We start from the raw sequence: 21,310 nt of genomic DNA on the forward strand, positions 1-21,310 counted from the left end.
AGGGTAGAGGTAACGTAACGCCGAACCGGAGAAAAATGCTCTGAACATGAAGCAAGGTTTGCAATTAAGGCTCAGCCAACAGCTGGCGATGACGCCGCAGTTACAGCAGGCAATTCGTCTGTTGCAACTGTCCACCTTAGAACTCCAGCAGGAGCTCCAGCAGGCGCTGGACAGCAATCCCCTGCTGGAGCAAGCCGATCTTCATGACGAGGTAGATACCCAGCAGTCACAGGACACAGAAGCGCTCGACACCGCGGATGCACTCGAACAAAAAGAGATGCCGGACGAGCTTCCGCTGGATGCCAGCTGGGATGAAATCTATACCGCCGGGACCCCTTCCGGCACGCGTGCAGACTACCAGGACGACGAGCTACCGGTCTACCAGGGCGAAACCACCCAGTCGCTGCAGGATTACCTGATGTGGCAGGTAGAGCTTACCCCCTTCTCCGATACCGACCGCGCTATTGCCACGTCGATTGTCGACGCCGTTGATGACACCGGTTATTTGACCGTCACGCTGGACGACATTCTGGAAAGCATGGGCGATGAAGAGATTGAGATTGAGGAGATTGAAGCGGTACTGAAACGCATTCAGCGCTTCGATCCGGTCGGGGTGGCCGCGAAGGACCTGCGCGACTGTCTGCTGATCCAGCTTTCTCAGTTCAGCAAAGAGACGCCGTGGCTCGACGAGGCACGCTTAATCATCAGCGATCATCTGGATCTTCTGGCTAACCACGATTTCCGCACCCTGATGCGCGTCACGCGCCTGAAGGAAGAGGTGCTGAAAGAGGCGGTAAATCTGATTCAGTCCCTCGATCCGCGTCCCGGTCAGTCGATCCAGACCAGCGAACCCGAGTACGTTATCCCGGACGTGCTGGTCAGAAAACACAATGACCGCTGGGTCGTTGAACTGAACTCTGATAGCATCCCTCGCCTGCAAATCAACCAGCAGTACGCCTCCATGTGTACCAGCGCGCGCAACGACTCCGACAATCAATATATTCGCAGCAATCTTCAGGAAGCGCGATGGTTGATCAAGAGCCTTGAGAGCCGGAATGATACCCTGCTTCGCGTGAGCCGCTGCATCGTCGAACAGCAGCAGGCCTTCTTTGAGCAGGGCGAAGAGTATATGAAACCGATGGTGCTGGCGGATATCGCCCAGGCCGTCGAGATGCATGAATCCACTATTTCCCGCGTTACTACGCAGAAGTATCTGCACAGTCCGCGCGGTATTTTTGAGCTTAAGTATTTCTTCTCCAGCCACGTGAACACCGAGGGTGGCGGCGAAGCCTCCTCAACGGCGATTCGCGCCCTGGTGAAGAAGTTGATCGCCGCGGAGAATCCCGCGAAGCCACTAAGTGACAGTAAGTTGACCACCATGCTGTCCGATCAGGGTATTATGGTGGCACGTCGTACTGTTGCGAAGTATCGAGAGTCTTTATCCATTCCGCCGTCTAACCAGCGTAAACAGCTGGTCTGACACAACCGATAAGGAAGACACTATGCAGCTCAATATCACAGGACATAACGTCGAGATTACTGAGGCTTTACGTGACTTCGTGAACGCTAAGTTCGCGAAACTCGAGCAGTATTTCGAAAGGATCAATCAGGTCTACGTTGTGTTAAAAGTGGAGAAAGTGACTCATATCTCGGATGCAACCCTGCATGTAAACGGGGGTGAACTCCATGCCAGTGCGGAAGGGCAAGACATGTACGCGGCTATCGACGGCTTGATTGACAAGCTTGCGCGACAGCTCAATAAACATAAAGATAAACTGAAACAACACTAATTGTCCGGGCAGTTAACGGGTGCAGGACGGCCTGTTGTGAAACACAACGGGCCATTTGTACAGTTAGCGCTTAGGTGAAATTATGATGAACAACGATTCCGCTCTTCAACTGAGCAATGTCCTTAACCAGGAATGTACCCGCAGTGCCGTTCACTGCCAGAGCAAAAAACGTGCGCTGGAGATCATCAGTGAATTGGCTGCAAAACAGCTGGGCCTGCCGCCGCAGGTGGTGTTCGAAGCCATTCTGACCCGTGAAAAGATGGGCAGTACCGGTATCGGCAACGGCATCGCGATCCCGCACGGCAAGCTGGAAGAGGACACCCTGCGTGCCGTCGGTGTGTTTGTGCAGCTGGAAACGCCAATCGCTTTTGACGCCATTGATAACCAGCCCGTCGATCTCCTCTTCGCGCTGTTGGTGCCTGCCGACCAGACCAAGACCCACCTGCATACGCTTTCGCTGGTTGCTAAACGTCTGGCGGATAAAACCATCTGCCGTCGACTGCGCTCAGCCCAAAGTGATGAAGAGCTTTATCAAATTATCACTGAAGCAGAAGGCAATCAGGATGACGCATAACCAGGTGATGGCCTTCACATCTGTTGTCCTGAGGAGAAACGGAACATGGTGCTGATGATTGTCAGCGGTCGTTCAGGGTCGGGGAAATCCGTTGCTCTGCGCGCGCTGGAAGACATGGGTTTTTACTGCGTCGATAACCTGCCGGTCGTGTTATTGCCCGATTTGGCACGCACGTTAGCGGAGAGACAAACCTCCGCCGCCGTCAGTATCGACGTTCGTAACATGCCGGAATCGCCAGAGATCTTCGAACAGGCAATGAGTAACCTGCCTGACGCGTTCTCGCCTCAGCTGCTGTTCCTTGACGCCGACCGCAATACCCTGATCCGCCGCTACAGCGACACCCGTCGTCTGCATCCGCTTTCCAGCAAGAATCTCTCGCTGGAGAGCGCCATCGACGAAGAGAGCGATCTGCTTGAGCCGCTGCGCTCTCGTGCCGATCTGATTGTCGACACCTCAGAGATGTCCGTTCACGAGCTGGCGGAAATGCTGCGAACCCGGCTGCTGGGCAAACGCGAGCGCGAGCTGACGATGGTGTTCGAATCCTTCGGCTTTAAGCACGGTATTCCGATTGATGCGGACTATGTTTTCGACGTGCGCTTCCTGCCGAACCCGCACTGGGATCCTAAACTGCGTCCAATGACCGGTCTGGATAAGCCCGTGGCGGCGTTCCTCGACCGACACACAGAAGTTCACAATTTTATCTACCAGACGCGAAGCTACCTTGAGCTATGGTTACCTATGCTGGAGACAAACAATCGTAGCTACCTGACAGTGGCGATTGGCTGTACCGGCGGTAAACATCGTTCGGTCTACATCGCCGAACAGCTGGCCGACTATTTCCGCTCGCGCGGTAAGAACGTTCAGTCCCGTCATCGCACGCTGGAAAAACGTAAAACATGACCGTAAAACAAACCGTTGAGATCACCAATAAGCTGGGCATGCATGCACGCCCGGCGATGAAGCTGTTTGAGCTGATGCAGGGTTTCGATGCAGAAGTGCTGCTGCGTAATGACGAAGGCACCGAAGCGGAAGCCAACAGCGTGATTGCGCTGCTGATGCTGGACTCCGCCAAAGGGCGTCAGATTGAGGTTGAAGCCACCGGTCCTCAGGAAGAGGAAGCTCTGGCAGCGGTAGTTGCGCTGTTTAACGCCGGGTTCGACGAAGATTAGGCCTGCTATTATTCTGGCGGGTGGCGCTGCGCTTACCCGCCCTACATTAACGCATTTCTCTCCATAAACCCTTCCCCACCCAGCTGGCGCATCTGGCGCATGATCCACGCCTGACGGCTTCGCACGTACCCTGACGGGGCGCTGGCCTTGAAGCGGACAGGATTAGGCAGAACAGCCGCGAGCAGCGCCGCCTCCGACATGCTCAGCCTGCTGGCAGGTTTATTAAAATAGCGTTGTGATGCAGCTTCGACACCAAATACCCCGTCGCCGAACTCGGCGATATTAAGGTAAACGGTCAGAATACGCTTTTTGCTCCAGACCGTTTCCATTCCCAGGGTCAGGCCCGCTTCCAGCCCTTTTCGCACCCAGCTTCGGCCATCCCACAGGAACAGGTTTTTAGCCGTCTGCTGCGACAGCGTTGACGCACCGCGCACGCGGTTTTCGTGACGTTCGTTATGGGCCAGCGCCTTTTCGATCGCGGCCACATCAAACCCCCAGTGCTGCGGGAATTTTTGATCTTCCGCCGCGATAACCGCCAGCCCCATGAACGGAGAAATTTCATCCATGCTCACCCAGTCAGAATGGGCAACATAGCCGAAATCACCGGAGAACCACGCGCTAAGCTGGCGCTCAACCATGACCGCTGAAAACGGTACCGGCAAAATGCTGAACACGGCCAGGCCGCCCCCCCAGAACACCGCCAGGACGAGAACGATGCGTAAAAGAAGGCGTTTCACCCATGCGCCTGCGGAAGACTGACGCCTCATTCCGTCAGCACCAGCACTCGGGCGACCAGCTTTTCAATGCCCACGGCGGCTTCCGCAATATTCTTCGCCAGCATATACGCGGGCGTGGTGACAATTTTGTTGTCCTCATCCACCACAATGTCATCGACCGGGCACGGAACGTGTTCGCCCCCCATATCCTCGACGACCTCTGCGGTATCAATATCGGTTCCGATCGTCAGCCGTAACGGAAAATCGAAAATATTTGGCAGCATGGCCGGTGCAATACAGATAAAACCCAGCGGCTTGCCCGCGGCATGCATCGCCAGCGTCAGCGCTTTGAGATCAGGGTCAACCGTGCATGCGGCACCTTCGGCAGCAAAGGTGCTGAGATTTTTCGCGGCGCCGAAGCCGCCCGGCACAATGAGCGCATCCAGTTCAGCGGCATCTGCCTTCGCCAGCGGATGAATCTCTCCCCGGGCAATACGCGCGGCTTCAATCAGCACGTTACGCGTTTCGCCCATCGGCTCGCCGGTCAGATGGTTAATCACATCCGACTGATTTTTGTCGGGCGCAAAACAGATAACCTCTGCTCCCTGTTTTGTCAGGGCCAGCAGCGTGATTACGGCTTCATGTATTTCTGAACCATCAAAAACACCGCATCCGCTCAGGACAACACCAATTTTTTTCATCTTGACGATCCTTCTTTGCAACTCGCTGAAGCACATTAATAATTTTGATTAAAACGCTATGCTTCACACATTTCACTGATTCATGTAACAAACCATTTAAGATTTGCTATCTTATCTGCGTGCGGCCTAAATTTTTACGGCGGCGCCGATTAGAAAATTACTTTAAAAAACAGGCGCAGCCACGATTTCCCTGGTGTTGGCGCAGTATTCGCGCACCCCGGTCTAGCCGGGGTCATTTTTTTCTGGCATCCACCCAGGCTTTAAGCACCGCAACATCGTTCTGCCACTCTTGTTTCATCTCTTCAACCCAATCACCAACGTTATCTTCCCAAGCTGGTAAATCAGGCGACTGAATCTGTTGACCCAGTTGCTGCAGGTGGCGTAACCCGACCGAGCCGGCTGCGCCTTTGATTTTATGCCCTTCTTCCACGATGCCCTTCTGGTCACGCGCCGTCAGGTTTGACTCCAGCACGCTCAGATAACCCGGCATCATTTTTTCAAACACCGCCAGGCCGTCGGTAATCAGTTTCGGGCCGACCAGATCGATATACTGCTCCAGCATCGCGGTATCGAGTATCGTTTGGGCTTTTGCGCTATCAACAGACGTCATGGTGCTCTCCTCTTCATCGTGGGTATCCCAGAACTTCTTGATCATGGCGGTCAGAGCAGGCACCGCCAGAGGCTTGCTGAGTACATCGTCCATACCGGCGTCGAGGTACTCTTTTTTATCTTTCAGCACGTTCGCCGTCAGCGCCACCAGCGGCGGCAGTTCATCAGCCGCGTACTGACGCGTCAGTTCACGCGAGATATCCAGCCCGGTCATATCCGGCAACTGGATATCCAGCAGAACGAGGTCATATTCACCAGGTGTAAACATCTCCAGCGCGGCTTTACCGGTCATCGCGACATCCACGCTGTTGCCCAGTTTTTCCAGCACCGAGCGCGCTACAATCACGTTAAGCTCAATATCCTCCACCAGCAGGACGTGCAGCGCAGGCAGCGGCATATCGTCATTTTCAAAGGTATCCTCTACCTCTTCCGCCACCGCCGGCGCATGCACCGTCAGCGTGAAGGTTGACCCTTTGCCCGCCTGGCTGGCAACGGTGATGTCACCGCCCATGCTCTTCGCCAGCCGCTTAGACACCGCCAGGCCGATTCCGGTACCAGTGGCCGGTTTTCCACCGTTGCTGTCCTTCACCTGGTAGTACATCGCGAAAATCTTGTCCTGCTCCTCCTGCGGAATACCAATCCCGGAGTCCTCCACCTCAAAGTGCAGCATGTCGCCGTCGTCATAGCGAATACGCACCGCCACCTGCCCCTTCTGGGTAAATTTCACCGCGTTGCTGATGAGGTTCCACAGGATCTGACGCAGCCGCGTGCCGTCGGTAATCACTTTATGCGGCAGCGGCAGGGTGGGATCCATGACAAAATTCAGCCCCTTCTGCTGGGCCTGCAGACCAGACAAGTTTTCCAGATCGGCAAGGAAGCTGGTGAAATCAACCGGCTGATTATCAAGCTGAACCTTTCGGCGCTCCATCTTATCCATGTCAATAATATCGTTGAAGATATTACCCAGCGTGACCGCCGAGACATGAATCGTTTTGAGGTATTTTTCCTGCTCTGCGGTCAGGTCGGTATCCAGCAGAATGCGGCTCAGCCCCACAATGCCATTAAGCGGCGTACGAAGCTCATGGCTGATGGTGGAGATGAAGGTGGTCTTGTCGCGGCTGGCGCGCTCCAGCGCATCCTGATAACGCTTACGCTCGGTAATATCACGGCCGAAGCCCATCAGGCCGTGGCGCTTCCCGACGCGGTCATAGTACGGCACCTTACGGATCTCAAAGCAGGCTTTGCGCCCGTCCGGGTAATCCAGCCACTGTTCGTAGGTCAGCGAGACGTTATGGCGGAACACTTTTTCGTCCGTCTCCATGACCTTGGCGGCCGCCTCTTCGGAGTAAACGTCCTGCGGCTTGAGGTGAATCAGCTGCTTCTCACTTTTCCCGGTCAGGAGCTCCATCGCCCGGTTACAGCCTGAAAATTCTTTATCTTCGTTACGGTAGAATACCAGATCCGGCGAAGCGTCCAGGAACGAACGCAGGAAGGAGGATTGCTGCTCAAGCTGGATCTGCGTCACCTCGCGCTCTTTCATTTCGATTTTCAGCTGTTCCAGCGTGGCCTGACGCTCTGCCTCCGCCTTCTCACGATCTGAAATTTCCTGATTCAACTGAGCAATGTTGTCTTTAAGCTGAACATTGAGCTTCAGGTCGCGCTCGCGCATCTCCTCCAGCTTATCGACCAGTTTTGATAAGCGCTGACGGGATTCCTCCAGCTGTTCGACCACCACGGAAAGAAAATAGACTGCCCAGGGGGTAATGAGCAGGCCGAAGAAGATAGAGCGGATAACGTCGATACTCTCGACCTGACCATGCAGAACCATCGTAACGGCCATCTGCACGACAATCGCCAGAACGACCAGCGCCAGCGCCAGCAGCATGGAGAAACGCACCAGCCCAAGCTTCATCATCAGGTCGACGTAGTACTGGGCTAGCATTCGAATTTGCTTCATAGAGGATCCCTTCACGACTTTATCGCTCAATAATACTCAAATTCGAGGCGGGACGTTGAAGGTTGTGAGAAAAAGTGCGGGGTGAAACAGGAGATTAGCCTCGCCTCCGGTTCACCGGAAGCGAGGAGAGGTCAATCAGGAGCGTTTCAGCAGCAGCCAGAGGCTGATCAGGAAGAAGCTGGCGCTCGGCAGCAGCGCACCGATAATCGGCGGGATGCCATAAACCAGCGTCAGCGGACCGAAGATCTGATCGAGTACATAGAAGACAAAGCCGAAGCTAATACCGGTCACGACGCGCACGCCCATCGGCACGCTACGCAGCGGGCCGAAGATAAACGACAGCGCCATCAGCATCATCACCGCCACGGACATCGGCTGGAAGATTTTGCTCCACATGTTGAGCTGATAGCGTCCGGCATCCTGCCCGCTCGACTTCAGGTACTTCACATAGTTGTGCAAGCCGCTGATAGAGAGCGCGTCAGGATCCAGCGCAACAACCCCGAGCTTATCCGGCGTGAGGTTGGTCTTCCAGGTGCCGGTCACCGTCTGTGACCCGGTAATCTGTTTTGGATCGGTCAGGTCAGATTCATCAACCTGCGACAAACGCCACTGCTTATGTTCAGCGTCAAACTTCGCGGAAGAGGCGTGTCGGACAGACTCCAGACGGCGCTGGTCGTTGAACGCGTAGATGCTCACCCCGCCCAGTTCATCATTACCCTTTACCCGTTCGATGTAGACGAAGTTTTTCCCGTCTTTCGCCCATAAACCTTGCTGAGTCGAGAGCAGTGAACCACCGTACATTGCCTGAGCACGATAGTTACGCGCCATCTGCTCGCCCTGCGGTGCCACCCACTCGCCAATCGCCATGGTCAACAGCACCAGCGGGATTGCGGTTTTCATTACCGACAGCGCAACCTGCATACGGGTAAAGCCTGAGGCCTGCATCACCACCAGCTCGCTGCGCTGAGCCAGCATCCCCAGCCCCAGCAGCGCGCCCAGCAGAGCCGCCATCGGGAAGAAGATCTGCACATCTTTTGGCACGCTGAGCAGGGTGTACATCCCCGCACCCATCGCGTCATAGCTGCCCTGCCCGGCTTTTTTCAGCTGATCGACAAATTTGATAATGCCGGAGAGCGACACCAGCATGAACAATGTCATCATGATGGTGGTGAAAATGGTTTTACCGATATAGCGATCAAGAACGCCAAACGCCTGCATTAGATGGCTCCTTTACGCGAGAATCGGGCACGTATGCGGCGCACAGGCACCGTATCCCACAGGTTTAATCCCAGCGCCAGTAAGATGTACAGGCTGTTAACGAACCATGTCCAGACCATCGGATCCAGCTTACCCTTCGCGCCGTTAGAGCGAATCGAGGTTTGCAGCAGGAAGTAGATCAGGTAAAGCAGCATCGCTGGCAGCATAGAGAGCACGCGGCCCTGGCGCGGGTTCACCACGCTCAGCGGCACGACAATCAGTGCCATCATAAACACGGTGAATACGAGCGTAATACGCCAGTGGAACTCAGCCCGCGCTCTGTCGGTATCGGTATTCCACAGCGTGCGCATATCCATTTGCTCGGTATCCGTCGGATCGAGCGCCACCGCCTGATGACCAATAATGGCCTGATAGTTCTGGAAATCCGTAATACGGAAGTCACGCAGCATCGCGGTGCCTTCGAAACGGGTGCCTTTATTCAGCGTGACGACCTGAGAACCGTCTTTGCGCTGAGAAAGCTGGCCAGAATCGGCAACCACCACTGACGGACGCGCGTTACCTTTAGGACGCAGCTGCGCCAGAAATACATCGTTGAATTTACTGCCGTCAACGCTCTCAATAAACAGCACGGAGTTTCCGTCAGTCGCCTGCTGGAACTGCCCCTGCGCGAGCGCCGCCATGCCGGGGTTTGCTTTCGCCTCGGCCAGCACTTCGTCCTGATGACGGGAAGACATAGGGCCCGCCCACATCACATTCACCGCCGCAACAATGCCCGTGAATAGCGCCAGTATCATCGCCGCTTTCACTAGTACGGCTTTACTCAGGCCACAGGCATGCATCACCGTAATTTCACTCTCGGTGTACAGCTTACCGAGGGTCATCAGCAGGCCGAGGAATAGACTCAGCGGCAGAATAAGCTGCGCCATTTCCGGGATCCCCAGCCCAAGCAGGGAAAGCACCAGATTCGTTGGAATTTCGCCGTCAACGGCCGCACCGAGGATCTTAACCAGCTTCTGACAGAAAAAAATCAGCAGCAGGATGAAGAGGATCGCCAGTTGGCTTTTGAGCGTCTCCCGCACCAGATATCTTATGATTATCACTTTAAATACGCCCGTAAAAACCCGTCTCTTTGCTGGAAAATCGCTTGTTTCATGGCTTAAACGTCATTTATTCTCTTGAGTCGTCGAAATCGTCGCTAAGATTAAAACATCCGGCGGATTCACGCTTCAGGACTTTTTCTGACGTGTCGAAACCGTAGTAACGTAAGATTAACACGAAGTCACCACAACAGCGGACATGAGTTACGAAAGGTTTCAATTCTATCCGTAGCAGCCGCCGTTGTCTTTAAGATTCAGGAGCGTAGTGCATGGAGTTCAGTGTAAAAAGCGGTAGCCCGGAGAAACAGCGGAGTGCCTGCATCGTTGTGGGCGTCTTTGAACCGCGCCGACTCTCCCCGATCGCCGAGCAACTCGATAAAATCAGTGACGGCTATATCAGCGCCCTGCTGCGCCGTGGCGAACTGGAAGGCAAACCTGGGCAGACGCTGTTACTGCACCATGTTCCGAACGTCCTGTCAGAGCGTATTCTGCTGATTGGCTGCGGCAAAGAGCGCGAGCTGGATGAACGTCAGTATAAGCAGGTTATTCAGAAAACCATTAATACGCTGAATGACACCGGTTCAATGGAAGCCGTCTGCTTCCTGACCGAGCTGCACGTCAAAGGCCGTAACACCTACTGGAAAGTGCGTCAGGCCGTCGAAACGGCAAAAGAGAGCCTTTACAGCTTCGATCAGCTTAAGACCAACAAAAGCGAGCCGCGTCGCCCGCTGCGTAAAATGGTCTTTAACGTGCCAACCCGTCGCGAACTGACCAGCGGCGAGCGCGCCATCCAGCATGGTCTGGCGATTGCCGCCGGTATCAAAGCGGCAAAAGATCTCGGCAACATGCCGCCAAACATCTGTAACGCCGCTTACCTCGCCTCTCAGGCGCGCCAGCTGGCTGACTCCTACAGCAAAAACGTCATCACCCGCGTCATCGGCGAACAGCAGATGAAAGAGCTGGGGATGCACTCTTATCTGGCGGTGGGTAACGGCTCGCAGAACGAATCCCTGATGTCGGTCATCGAATACAAAGGCAACCCGTCTGAAGACGCGCGTCCGATCGTGCTCGTCGGTAAAGGGCTGACCTTTGACTCCGGCGGTATCTCCATCAAGCCTTCAGAAGGCATGGACGAGATGAAGTACGACATGTGCGGCGCGGCGGCGGTTTACGGCGTCATGCGCATGGTTGCGGAGCTTCAGTTGCCCATCAACGTAATCGGCGTGCTGGCAGGCTGCGAAAACATGCCTGGCGGTCGCGCGTATCGTCCGGGCGACGTCCTGACCACCATGTCCGGCCAGACCGTTGAAGTGCTGAATACCGACGCCGAAGGCCGTCTGGTACTCTGTGACGTGTTGACCTACGTTGAGCGCTTCGAGCCAGAAGCGGTTATCGACGTGGCCACCCTGACCGGTGCCTGCGTGATTGCCCTGGGCCATCACATCACCGGCCTGATGTCGAACCACAACCCGCTGGCGCACGAGCTTATCGGCGCGTCCGAGCAGGCCGGTGACCGCGCATGGCGTCTGCCGCTGGGTGACGAGTATCAGGAACAGCTGGAGTCTAACTTTGCGGACATGGCTAACATTGGTGGTCGTCCTGGCGGCGCAATTACCGCAGGCTGCTTTCTGGCGCGCTTCACCCGTAAATATAACTGGGCGCACCTGGACATCGCGGGTACCGCATGGCGCTCCGGTAAAGCCAAAGGCGCTACCGGACGTCCGGTGGCCCTGCTGTCGCAGTTCCTGCTTAATCGTGCGGGTTTTAACGGCGACGAGTGATGTAATGTGCCGGGTGGCGGCTTCGCCTTACCCGGCCTACACGCCACTCAACCGTAGGCCGGGTAAGCGAAGCGCCACCCGGCTTTGCATTTAAATCCACGACAAGAAGCCCCATATATGAAGAATGCAACGTTCTACCTTCTGGACAACGACACCCATCAGGATGGCCTCAGCGCCGTTGAACAACTGGTGTGTGAAATTGCCGCAGAACGTTGGCGCGCTGGTAAACGCGTACTGATTGCCTGTGAAGATGAGCAGCAGGCGATTCGCCTGGATGAAGCGCTATGGGCGCGCCCGCCGGAAAGTTTTGTTCCGCATAACCTGTCGGGCGAAGGTCCACGCGGCGGGGCACCGGTCGAAATTGCCTGGCCGCAAAAGCGCAACAGCAGCGCGCGCGATATTCTCATTAGCCTGCGGACAGACTTTGCAGATTTTGCCACCGCTTTCACAGAAGTGGTAGACTTTGTCCCTTACGAAGAATCCTTGAAACAACTGGCGCGCGAACGCTATAAAGCGTACCGCCTGGCCGGTTTTAACCTGAATACGGCAACCTGGAAATAATGGAAAAGACATATAACCCACGCGATATCGAACAGCCGCTTTACGAGCACTGGGAACAGCAGGGCTATTTCAAGCCTAACGGCGACGAAAGCAAAGAGTCCTTCTGCATCATGATCCCGCCGCCGAACGTCACCGGCAGTTTGCATATGGGGCATGCTTTCCAGCAGACCATCATGGACACCATGATCCGCTACCAGCGCATGCAGGGCAAAAACACCCTGTGGCAGGCAGGGACTGACCACGCGGGTATCGCGACCCAGATGGTGGTTGAGCGTAAAATTGCCGCTGAAGAAGGTAAAACTCGTCACGACTACGGTCGCGATGCGTTCATCGACAAAATCTGGCAGTGGAAGGCAGAATCCGGCGGCACCATTACCCGTCAGATGCGCCGTCTCGGAAACTCCGTGGACTGGGAGCGCGAGCGCTTCACCATGGACGAAGGCCTGTCCAACGCCGTAAAAGAAGTGTTCGTCCGTCTGTACAAAGAAGACCTGATTTACCGCGGCAAACGCCTGGTAAACTGGGACCCGAAACTGCGCACCGCAATTTCTGACCTGGAAGTGGAAAACCGCGAGTCTAAAGGCTCCATGTGGCACATCCGCTATCCGCTGGCCGACGGCGCAAAAACCGCAGACGGTAAAGATTACCTGGTGGTGGCGACCACCCGTCCGGAAACCCTGCTGGGCGATACCGGCGTGGCCGTTAACCCGGAAGATCCGCGTTATAAAGATCTGATCGGCAAATTTGTGGTGCTGCCGCTGGTGAACCGCCGCATTCCGATTGTGGGCGACGAACACGCCGACATGGAAAAAGGCACCGGCTGCGTGAAAATCACCCCGGCGCACGACTTCAACGACTATGAAGTGGGTCGTCGTCACGCCCTGCCGATGATCAACATTCTGACCTTCGACGGCGATATCCGCGAAAGCGCAGAGGTGTACGATACCAAAGGCAACGAATCCGACGTTTACTCCAGCGAGATCCCGGCTGAGTTCCAGAAGCTGGAGCGCTTTGCCGCACGTAAAGCCATCGTAGCCGCCGTTGATGCCCTCGGCCTGCTGGAAGAGATTAAGCCTCACGATCTGACCGTGCCGTACGGCGACCGTGGCGGCGTGGTTATTGAGCCAATGCTGACCGACCAGTGGTACGTCCGTGCCGACGTGCTGGCGAAACCGGCTGTGGAAGCGGTTGAGAACGGCAGCATCCAGTTCGTGCCGAAGCAGTACGAAAACATGTACTTCTCCTGGATGCGCGACATTCAGGACTGGTGTATCTCCCGTCAGCTGTGGTGGGGTCACCGCATCCCAGCATGGTACGACAACGAAGGCAACGTCTACGTTGGCCGTAGCGAAGACGAAGTGCGTCAGGAAAATAACCTGAGCGCTGACGTGGCCCTGCGCCAGGACGAAGACGTGCTGGATACCTGGTTCTCCTCCGCGCTGTGGACCTTCTCTACCCTCGGCTGGCCGGAAAACACCGACGCGCTGCGTCAGTTCCACCCTACCAGCGTAATGGTGTCCGGCTTCGACATCATCTTCTTCTGGATTGCCCGCATGATCATGATGACCATGCACTTCATCAAAGATGAAGACGGCAAGCCGCAGGTTCCGTTCCATACCGTCTACATGACCGGCCTTATCCGCGACGACGAAGGGCAGAAGATGTCCAAGTCCAAGGGTAACGTGATTGACCCGCTGGACATGGTTGACGGGATCTCCCTGGAAGACCTGCTGGAAAAACGTACCGGCAACATGATGCAGCCGCAGCTGGCTGAGAAAATCCGCAAGCGTACCGAGAAGCAGTTCCCGAACGGGATCGAATCTCACGGTACCGACGCCCTGCGCTTCACCCTGGCGGCGCTGGCCTCTACCGGCCGCGACATCAACTGGGACATGAAGCGTCTTGAAGGTTACCGTAACTTCTGTAACAAGCTGTGGAACGCCAGCCGCTTCGTGCTGATGAACACCGAAGATCAGGATTGCGGCTTCAACGGCGGCGAGATGACCCTGTCTCTGGCGGACCGCTGGATCCTGGCGGAATTTAACCAGACGGTGAAAGCCTTCCGCGAGGCGCTGGACAGCTACCGCTTCGATATCGCAGCGGGCATTCTGTACGAATTCACCTGGAACCAGTTCTGTGACTGGTATCTGGAGCTGGCGAAGCCGGTCATGAACGGCGGTTCTGAAGCGGAGCTGCGCGGCACGCGCAACACGCTGATTACCGTCCTGGAAGGCCTGCTGCGCCTGGCGCATCCGGTTATTCCATTCATCACCGAAACCATCTGGCAGCGCGTGAAGGTCATTGCGGGCATCAACGCCGATACCATCATGCTGCAGCCGTTCCCGGAATTCGATGCGGCTAAGGTTGATGAAGCCGCGTCTGCGGATACCGAGTGGCTGAAGCAGGCGATCGTTGCGGTACGTAACATCCGTGCCGAAATGAACATCGCCCCGGGTAAACCACTGGAGCTGCTGCTGCGCGGTTGCAGCGACGCTGCCATTCGTCGCGTCACCGAGAACAACACCTTCCTGAAAACCATGGCGCGTCTGGAAAGCATCACCGTGCTGCCTGCCGATGACAAAGGTCCGGTTTCCGTGACTAAAATCATCGACGGTGCGGAGCTGCTGATCCCGATGGCGGGCCTGGTCGACAAAGACGCAGAGCTGGCGCGTCTGGCGAAAGAAGTGGCGAAAGTCGACGTGGAAATTGGCAAAATCGAAAGCAAGCTGGCGAACGAAGGCTTTGTTGCCCGCGCGCCGGAAGCGGTCATTGCCAAAGAGCGTGAGCGTCTGGTTGCCTTCGCCGATGCGAAGACCAAACTGATCGAGCAGCAGGCCGTTATCGCAGCCCTGTAATGCTTTTACCCCTTACGCTTCAGGGCGTAAGGGGTAGCCTTCCTGAAAACTCCTCGCTTGCACTCCCTTTTCTGCGGTGCTATTAACAGCAACTGTGTGTCAATTTTTGTAATGAGTAATGCTATGAGCGTGATTACCCCCGTCGCGACGACGATGCGTCGGATCACTGAGCAGGACAATCCGGCTATCGCCGCCGTTATCCGCACCGTTTCTGCAGAGTTTGGGCTGACGGCGGATAAAGGTTACACCGTTGCCGACCCGAATCTTGACGAACTGTTTAAGCTGTACAGCCAGCCGGGCCACGCCTACTGGGTCATTGAGCAGGACGGCCAGGTTGTGGGTGGCGGCGGCGTTGCGCCGCTGAGCTGCAGCGAGCCGGATATCTGTGAGCTGCAGAAAATGTATTTCCTGCCGTCGGTTCGTGGGCAGGGTCTGGCGAAGAAGCTGGCGCTGGTCGCCCTGGAGCACGCGCGCAATCAGGGTTTTAAACGCTGTTACCTCGAAACCACCGCCTTCCTCAAAGAGGCCATCGGCCTGTATGAACATCTGGGCTTTGAGCATATCGATGCGCCGCTGGGCTGCACGGGCCACGTCGATTGCGAAGTCAGAATGCTGAAAAGTCTGTAAGTTTCGTTCCTGCCCCCTTCTGTTAAGCGGCTGTAAACTGAATGCTCTACACTCTCAGTTCACACCACAACGGGGGAAACACGATGTCGAAGATAAAAAGCTACGCCGCACCGCAGGCGGGTGCAGAACTTGAGCTGTACGAGTACGATGCGGGCGAACTAAAAGCGGAAGACGTCGAAGTACAGGTTGATTACTGCGGGGTCTGCCACTCAGATCTCTCGATGATCGACAACGAATGGGGCTTCTCCAGCTATCCGCTGGTTGCCGGGCACGAAGTGATTGGCCGCGTCGTCGCGCTCGGCAGCGCCGCGCAGGACAAAGGGCTGAAGGTTGGCCAGCGCGTGGGCATTGGCTGGACAGCACGGAGCTGCGGCCACTGCGACGCCTGTATCAGCGGCAACCAGATCAACTGCCTTGAAGGCGCAGTGCCCACCATCCTGAACAAGGGCGGTTTCGCCGATAAGCTGCGCGCCGACTGGCAATGGGTCATCCCGCTGCCGGACAGCATTGATATTGAATCTGCTGGTCCACTGCTGTGCGGCGGGATCACCGTCTTTAAACCGCTGCTGATGCACCACGTCACCGCCACCAGCCGCGTGGGCGTGATCGGTATCGGTGGTCTGGGCCACATCGCCATCAAGCTGCTGCACGCGATGGGCTGTGAAGTGACGGCGTTTAGCTCGAATCCGGCGAAGGAGAAAGAAGTGCTGGCAATGGGCGCGGACAAAGTCGTGAACAGCCGCGATCCGGACGCGCTGAACGCGCTGGCTGGGCAGTTTGACCTGATCATCAACACCGTGAACGTCGATCTCAACTGGCAGCCGTACTTTGAAGCGCTGGCCTACGGCGGTAACTTCCACACCGTGGGTGCGGTGATGAAGCCGCTGCCGGTTCCGGCCTTTACCCTGATCGGTGGGGATCGCAGCGTGTCAGGCTCCGCGACCGGTACGCCATACGAGCTGCGCAAGCTGATGAAGTTTGCCGGCCGCACCAAAGTGACGCCGACCACCGAGCTGTATCCAATGTCGAAAATTAACGAAGCCATCCAGCACGTGCGCGACGGCAAAGCCCGTTATCGCGTGGTGTTGAAAGCGGATTTCTGATGTGAGTTTGCCGGGTGGCGGCTTCGCCCCCGGCCTACTTTTGCTACTGCGCCAATGTATTAAACACTTCCGCCACCGCGACCGCCCCCGGGTCCATTACCCCATCCAGATTCTCTTTATTCACATACGATGAGCGCCCTGCTCCGGCTTTCGCCATTTTCGCCGTTGCCTCCGCTCCCTGCTGCGCAGCCTGCGCTGCCGCCTGAAGATCTTTTTTCTTCAAGGCTTCCAGCGCCGGTTGCAGCGCATCGATCAGCGTACGATCGCCGAGATCTGCCCCGCCATACTGCTTCATCTGCGCCAGTCCGCTCAGCAATGCTTCAGGTAGCGGCTGTCCATCGTGAAGCTTTTGCCCCGCCGCCGTGAAGAAGATCGACATGAGTACACCGCTCGATCCGCCCATCACCGTGGCCAGTCGTTCCCCCACCAGCAACAGCAGCTTAGGCACGTCATTCAGCGGGAGAGTGTTTTCTTCCAGGCGCTGCGCAATATCCCGTGCACCTTGCGCAAACGTAGAGCCGGTATCGCCATCGCCCACTTTGGCATCCAGCGCATTCAGGCGGTTTTCAAGCTGTATGAGCGTCTTCGTCACCTGTGAAACAGACTCCTTCACCTGCGGATTGTCGGACGCGGCATATTCCACGCTATCGTGAATAGCGCTTTGCGGAACGGTACGCAGAGGGGCAAACGCCACAGGCTTCTGCCAGCCCAGCGTCTCGACCTCGGCGTGAATCGCCTTTTCAAAGTAATCGTTGAGCTTTAGCAGCGTCAGAGAAAAGCCCTTCATATCCAGCGCGCTCACCAGCGGCGCAGGGCCAATCAGGTACGCAATATTCTCTTTCAGCGCTGAATGTGCCAGCTCTTTGGTGAGCAGAGCCATCTCCAGCGCGGACACGCCGCCGAGGTTGTTGATCAGCACCGCGAAACGCCCCTCGCCCGCCTGCGCTTTGAGCGGCGTCACCAGCGTGTCGATAATCGCTTTGCTGTTTTGCGTATCAACCACCGAGGCTCCCGGCTCCCCGTGGATCCCCAGCCCCAGCTCGACATGGCCCTGCTTGATGCGCCCCTCTTCATCGTCGGTGCCCGGCAGGTTGCAGGTTTGCATCGCAACGCCCAGGCTCCAGAGGTTATCGCAGGCCTGCTGAGCAATATCCCGCACCTCGCTCAGCGATTTTCCTTGCTCCGCTGCATAGCCCGCAATCTTGTGCACCAGCGCCGTGCCGGCAATGCCGCGCGGCTGCTTGTTGTCGGGCAGCGCGATATCGTCCGCCACAATCACCATCTCGACCTTCAGGCCGTAGCGTTTGGCCTTTTCTGCCGCCAGGCCAAAGTTAAGCCGGTCACCGGTATAGTTTTTGACGATCAGCAGGCAGCCGCGATCGCCCGTCACCGCCACAATAGCGTTCAGCACCGCATCCACGCTCGGGGAGGCGAACAGATCGCCACACACTGCCGCCGTCAGCATGCCTTTACCGACAAATCCGGCGTGCGCCGGTTCGTGCCCGGAGCCACCGCCGGAGATCACCGCCACGCGGCTTTTATCCCAGTCGCCGCGGGCGACAACCCTGATAGCTGGATCGATATCAAGTTTGACGAGATTCGCATGTGGCGCAGAAAGCAGTATGCCTTCAATGGCGTCATTGACCAGCTGTTTGCGATCGTTAAAGAAGAATCTGGACATTGTTTTCCACTATTTTATGAACCGTATGCAAAAGCATAGTCCGCGCTGGACAATGCGCCGCAAAGTCAGCAATTTACTCAACCATTTTGCCGTCAGGTTGCCTATACTCCACCCAGGACTAAGAGAGGAAGCGCATCATGAGTACACCATTGTTAATTGCCCGGACGCTGGAAAAAGAGCTGTATCTACTGCCCGCGATGGCGAACCGCCACGGTCTGATTACCGGCGCCACCGGCACAGGGAAAACAGTCACTCTCCAGAAGCTGGCGGAGTCACTTTCAGAGATTGGCGTGCCGGTCTTTATGGCTGACGTGAAGGGCGATTTAACCGGTGTGGCTCAGGAAGGTACAGCGTCAGAAAAACTGCTCGAACGACTGAAGAATATCGGTATCACGGACTGGACGCCACACGGCAACCCGGTGGTGGTCTGGGACATCTTCGGTGAGAAAGGCCACCCGGTACGCGCCACCGTTTCCGATCTCGGCCCGCTGCTGCTGGCCCGCCTGCTCAACCTCAACGACGTGCAGTCCGGGGTGCTGAATATTATCTTCCGTATCGCCGACGATCAGGGGTTGCTGCTGCTTGATTTCAAAGATCTGCGCGCCATCACCCAGTACATCGGCGATAACGCCAAATCTTTCCAGAACCAGTACGGCAATATCAGCAGCGCCTCTGTCGGTGCCATTCAGCGTGGGCTACTGATGCTGGAGCAGCAGGGCGCCGAACACTTCTTCGGCGAGCCGATGCTGGATATTAAAGACTGGATGCGCACCGACAGCAGCGGCAAAGGCATCATCAACATTCTGAGTTCAGAGAAGCTCTACCAGATGCCAAAGCTTTACGCCGCCAGCCTGCTGTGGATGCTCTCCGAACTGTACGAGCAGTTACCGGAAGCGGGCGATCTGGAAAAACCCAAACTGGTCTTCTTCTTTGACGAAGCACACCTGCTGTTTAACGACGCGCCGCAGGTGCTGCTGGATAAAATTGAACAGGTTATCCGCCTGATCCGCTCCAAAGGGGTCGGCGTCTGGTTTGTGTCGCAAAACCCGTCGGATATTCCTGACAATGTGCTGGGCCAGCTTGGTAACCGCGTGCAGCACGCCCTGCGCGCCTTTACGCCGAAGGATCAGAAAGCGGTGAAAGCCGCCGCGCAAACCATGCGTGCCAATCCGGCCTTTGATACCGAAGCCGCGATTCAGGCGCTGGGCACCGGTGAAGCGCTGATCTCGTTCCTGGATGCTAAGGGCAGCCCGTCCGTGGTGGAACGCGCAATGGTGATCGCGCCCTGCTCGCGCATGGGGCCGGTTACCGACGATGAACGTAACAGCCTGATTAATCACTCCCCGGTGTACGGCAAGTATGAAGACGAGGTGGATCGGGAGTCTGCGTTCGAGATGCTGCAAAAAGGGGTACAGGCAACCACCGAATCGCAGGATGCTCCACCCGCTAAGGGCCAGTCAGTCGCAGTTGATGACGGCATTCTCGGCGGGCTAAAAGACATTTTGTTTGGCACAACCGGACCGCGCGGCGGCAAGCGCGACGGCGTGGTACAGACTATGGCGAAAAGCGCCGCGCGGCAGGTCACCAATCAGATTGTGCGCGGCATGCTGGGGAGTCTGCTAGGCGGCCGCCGTCGATAGGCGGGGAACCCACGAGCGGCCCAGCGCCGAACCCTGTACGCCGTTTTCCTGAAGATAGCGGTCGATTTCCACCATCCCCGTCCACCGGTTCTCGCACCAGAGCGGTGCCAGAAGCGTTGGACGGCGGGCGCTGGCGGAGATGCGGTGGTAGACAATCTCCGGCGGCGTGTGGCGAATCATCTCTCCCGCCGTCACCGTATAGTCGGCGAGCTCGATACTGCTTAACCGCCCGGCTTCCCAGGCTTTCGCCATTATGCTTCCCTTCACGATATGCAGCGGGTGCAGCTTAATGCCGTCTACACCGGTTTCCACGACTTTTTCCAGCGTCTCCAGGCCATGCTGCTGCCCTTCTCCGGGCAAGCCGACAATCAAATGCGAACAGACTTTCAGGCCACGCTCGCGGGCGAGACGCGTGGTGCGCTGGTAGCAGGCGAAATCATGCCCACGATTGATACGGTGCAGGGTTTTATCGTGCGCGGTCTGCAGGCCCAGCTCCAGCCAGATCTCATAGCCCTTCTCTCTGTACTCGCTAAGTAAATCCAGCACCGCCTCCGGTACGCAGTCCGGGCGCGTACCCACGCACAGCCCGACAATGTTCGCCTGAGCGACCGCCTGTTGATACATCGAGCGTAATACCTGAACCTCCGCCCACGTGCTGGTGTAGGCCTGGAAATAGGCCAGATACTGCTTCGCGCGGTTCACCAGGCTGGCCTGATGGGCGAGCTGTTCCGCGATAGATTTATGCTGCTGGGCTTCGTCAGCAAACGACGCAACGTTACAGAAGGTGCAGCCGCCGCGCCCGATGGTGCCGTCGCGGTTCGGGCAGCTAAAGCCGCCGTGCAGCGTCAGCTTATGCACCTTTTGACCGTACCGCTGCAAAAGATCCCCACCAAACATATTGACTAATTTCTGTAACTGCATAATCTGATAGACCGTCCCGAAGAAAGGGGACAAGCCTGCCATTTTTAGCCTCTGTCGGCGATGACCTGGATCAATCGCCCTGGATGGCCTTTATCTATTTGAATAAATAATCACGATTACCGAGATTTCATTCACCCGCCACGTAATTACTTTTCCTTATGTTCTGATGGTTTTTTTCATTTATAGCGCCAGGACTGAAAAACAGTGATTTTATGCGGGTTCGAACACTGCACCAGATTATTATTCTGCCATAAATCCGCATTTCAGCACGCTGCATCAATAATACCGCTTTCATATAGTGAGTCAGATC

The 21,310-nt window shown here is 56.4% G+C and carries 19 protein-coding genes; 11 read left to right on the forward strand and 8 right to left on the reverse strand.

Going from position 1 to position 21,310, the window contains the following annotated elements:
* Positions 1–46: 46 nt before the first annotated feature.
* The 5 genes from rpoN to npr all read left to right on the forward strand — a co-directional run bounded on the left by rpoN (position 47) and on the right by npr (position 3,533).
* Entirely contained in the window at positions 47–1,480 is a 1,434-nt protein-coding gene (rpoN, locus tag DG357_RS20195) for an RNA polymerase factor sigma-54 (RefSeq protein ID WP_028014571.1), read from the forward strand.
* Positions 1,481–1,502: 22 nt separating this feature from the next.
* A complete protein-coding gene (hpf, locus tag DG357_RS20200) occupies positions 1,503–1,790 on the forward strand; it encodes a ribosome hibernation promoting factor (RefSeq protein WP_014171818.1) in 288 nt (95 codons plus the stop codon).
* Between the two features lie 82 nt (positions 1,791–1,872).
* Positions 1,873–2,364: a PTS IIA-like nitrogen regulatory protein PtsN gene (gene ptsN, locus DG357_RS20205; protein ID WP_008501443.1), complete on the forward strand. Its 492-nt coding sequence runs from the start codon at positions 1,873–1,875 to the stop codon at positions 2,362–2,364.
* Between the two features lie 45 nt (positions 2,365–2,409).
* Positions 2,410–3,264, forward strand: a complete 855-nt coding sequence (rapZ, locus tag DG357_RS20210; RefSeq protein WP_014885397.1) for an RNase adapter RapZ — start codon at positions 2,410–2,412, stop codon at positions 3,262–3,264.
* Positions 3,261–3,533, forward strand: a complete 273-nt coding sequence (gene npr / locus DG357_RS20215; RefSeq protein WP_025756690.1) for a PTS phosphocarrier protein NPr — start codon at positions 3,261–3,263, stop codon at positions 3,531–3,533. The genes rapZ and npr overlap by 4 nt, the downstream gene beginning before the upstream one ends.
* Before the next feature lie 41 nt (positions 3,534–3,574).
* Here the strand turns inward: npr and mtgA are convergent, their stop codons facing one another.
* The 6 genes from mtgA to DG357_RS23235 all read right to left on the reverse strand — a co-directional run bounded on the left by mtgA (position 3,575) and on the right by DG357_RS23235 (position 9,957).
* On the reverse strand, positions 3,575–4,300 hold the full coding sequence (mtgA, locus tag DG357_RS20220; RefSeq protein ID WP_049136842.1) for a monofunctional biosynthetic peptidoglycan transglycosylase: 726 nt from the start codon (positions 4,298–4,300) through the stop codon (positions 3,575–3,577).
* A complete protein-coding gene (elbB, locus tag DG357_RS20225) occupies positions 4,297–4,950 on the reverse strand; it encodes an isoprenoid biosynthesis glyoxalase ElbB (RefSeq protein WP_088204346.1) in 654 nt (217 codons plus the stop codon). Before elbB ends, mtgA begins: the two co-directional genes overlap by 4 nt.
* A 232-nt stretch (positions 4,951–5,182) precedes the next feature.
* Entirely contained in the window at positions 5,183–7,516 is a 2,334-nt protein-coding gene (gene arcB / locus DG357_RS20230) for an aerobic respiration two-component sensor histidine kinase ArcB (protein WP_045260464.1), read from the reverse strand.
* Between the two features lie 135 nt (positions 7,517–7,651).
* Positions 7,652–8,734 carry an LPS export ABC transporter permease LptG gene (gene lptG, locus DG357_RS20235; RefSeq protein WP_028014575.1) on the reverse strand — a complete coding sequence of 361 codons (1,083 nt, stop codon included), beginning with the start codon at positions 8,732–8,734 and terminating at the stop codon, positions 7,652–7,654.
* A complete protein-coding gene (lptF, locus tag DG357_RS20240) occupies positions 8,734–9,834 on the reverse strand; it encodes an LPS export ABC transporter permease LptF (RefSeq protein WP_028014576.1) in 1,101 nt (366 codons plus the stop codon). Before lptF ends, lptG begins: the two co-directional genes overlap by 1 nt.
* Positions 9,835–9,897: 63 nt before the next feature.
* Positions 9,898–9,957, reverse strand: coding sequence for a hypothetical protein (locus tag DG357_RS23235; protein ID WP_213743486.1), 60 nt, complete (start codon positions 9,955–9,957; stop codon positions 9,898–9,900).
* 143 nt (positions 9,958–10,100) lie between these two features.
* Between DG357_RS23235 and pepA the strand changes: the two genes are divergently transcribed.
* The 5 genes from pepA to ahr all read left to right on the forward strand — a co-directional run bounded on the left by pepA (position 10,101) and on the right by ahr (position 16,758).
* The gene (gene pepA / locus DG357_RS20250) at positions 10,101–11,612 is read left to right on the forward strand and encodes a leucyl aminopeptidase (RefSeq protein WP_028014577.1); all 1,512 of its coding nucleotides are present in this window, start codon (positions 10,101–10,103) and stop codon (positions 11,610–11,612) included.
* Positions 11,613–11,729: 117 nt separating this feature from the next.
* Complete coding sequence (gene holC, locus DG357_RS20255; RefSeq protein ID WP_003861884.1) at positions 11,730–12,173, forward strand: DNA polymerase III subunit chi; 444 nt, start codon at positions 11,730–11,732, stop codon at positions 12,171–12,173.
* Complete coding sequence (locus tag DG357_RS20260) at positions 12,173–15,028, forward strand: valine--tRNA ligase (RefSeq protein WP_088204345.1); 2,856 nt, start codon at positions 12,173–12,175, stop codon at positions 15,026–15,028. The genes holC and DG357_RS20260 overlap by 1 nt, the downstream gene beginning before the upstream one ends.
* A 123-nt stretch (positions 15,029–15,151) precedes the next feature.
* Positions 15,152–15,655 (forward strand): GNAT family N-acetyltransferase, encoded by a 504-nt coding sequence (locus tag DG357_RS20265; RefSeq protein ID WP_028014579.1) that lies wholly within the window; start codon positions 15,152–15,154, stop codon positions 15,653–15,655.
* A gap of 83 nt (positions 15,656–15,738) precedes the next feature.
* Positions 15,739–16,758 (forward strand): NADPH-dependent aldehyde reductase Ahr, encoded by a 1,020-nt coding sequence (gene ahr / locus DG357_RS20270; protein ID WP_028014580.1) that lies wholly within the window; start codon positions 15,739–15,741, stop codon positions 16,756–16,758.
* Positions 16,759–16,801: 43 nt separating this feature from the next.
* On the opposite strand, the gene DG357_RS20275 is transcribed toward ahr, so the two are convergent.
* The gene (locus tag DG357_RS20275) at positions 16,802–18,439 is read right to left on the reverse strand and encodes a dihydroxyacetone kinase subunit DhaK (RefSeq protein WP_088204344.1); all 1,638 of its coding nucleotides are present in this window, start codon (positions 18,437–18,439) and stop codon (positions 16,802–16,804) included.
* Positions 18,440–18,576: 137 nt separating this feature from the next.
* On the opposite strand from DG357_RS20275, the gene DG357_RS20280 reads away from it, so the two are divergent.
* Entirely contained in the window at positions 18,577–20,079 is a 1,503-nt protein-coding gene (locus tag DG357_RS20280; RefSeq protein ID WP_088204343.1) for a helicase HerA-like C-terminal domain-containing protein, read from the forward strand.
* On the opposite strand, the gene DG357_RS20285 is transcribed toward DG357_RS20280, so the two are convergent.
* On the reverse strand, positions 20,059–21,000 hold the full coding sequence (locus tag DG357_RS20285; protein WP_108780357.1) for a TIGR01212 family radical SAM protein: 942 nt from the start codon (positions 20,998–21,000) through the stop codon (positions 20,059–20,061). The genes DG357_RS20280 and DG357_RS20285 overlap by 21 nt on opposite strands.
* Positions 21,001–21,310: the final 310 nt, after the last annotated feature.

Source organism: Enterobacter bugandensis, from assembly GCF_900324475.1.
Lineage (GTDB): Bacteria > Pseudomonadota > Gammaproteobacteria > Enterobacterales > Enterobacteriaceae > Enterobacter > Enterobacter bugandensis.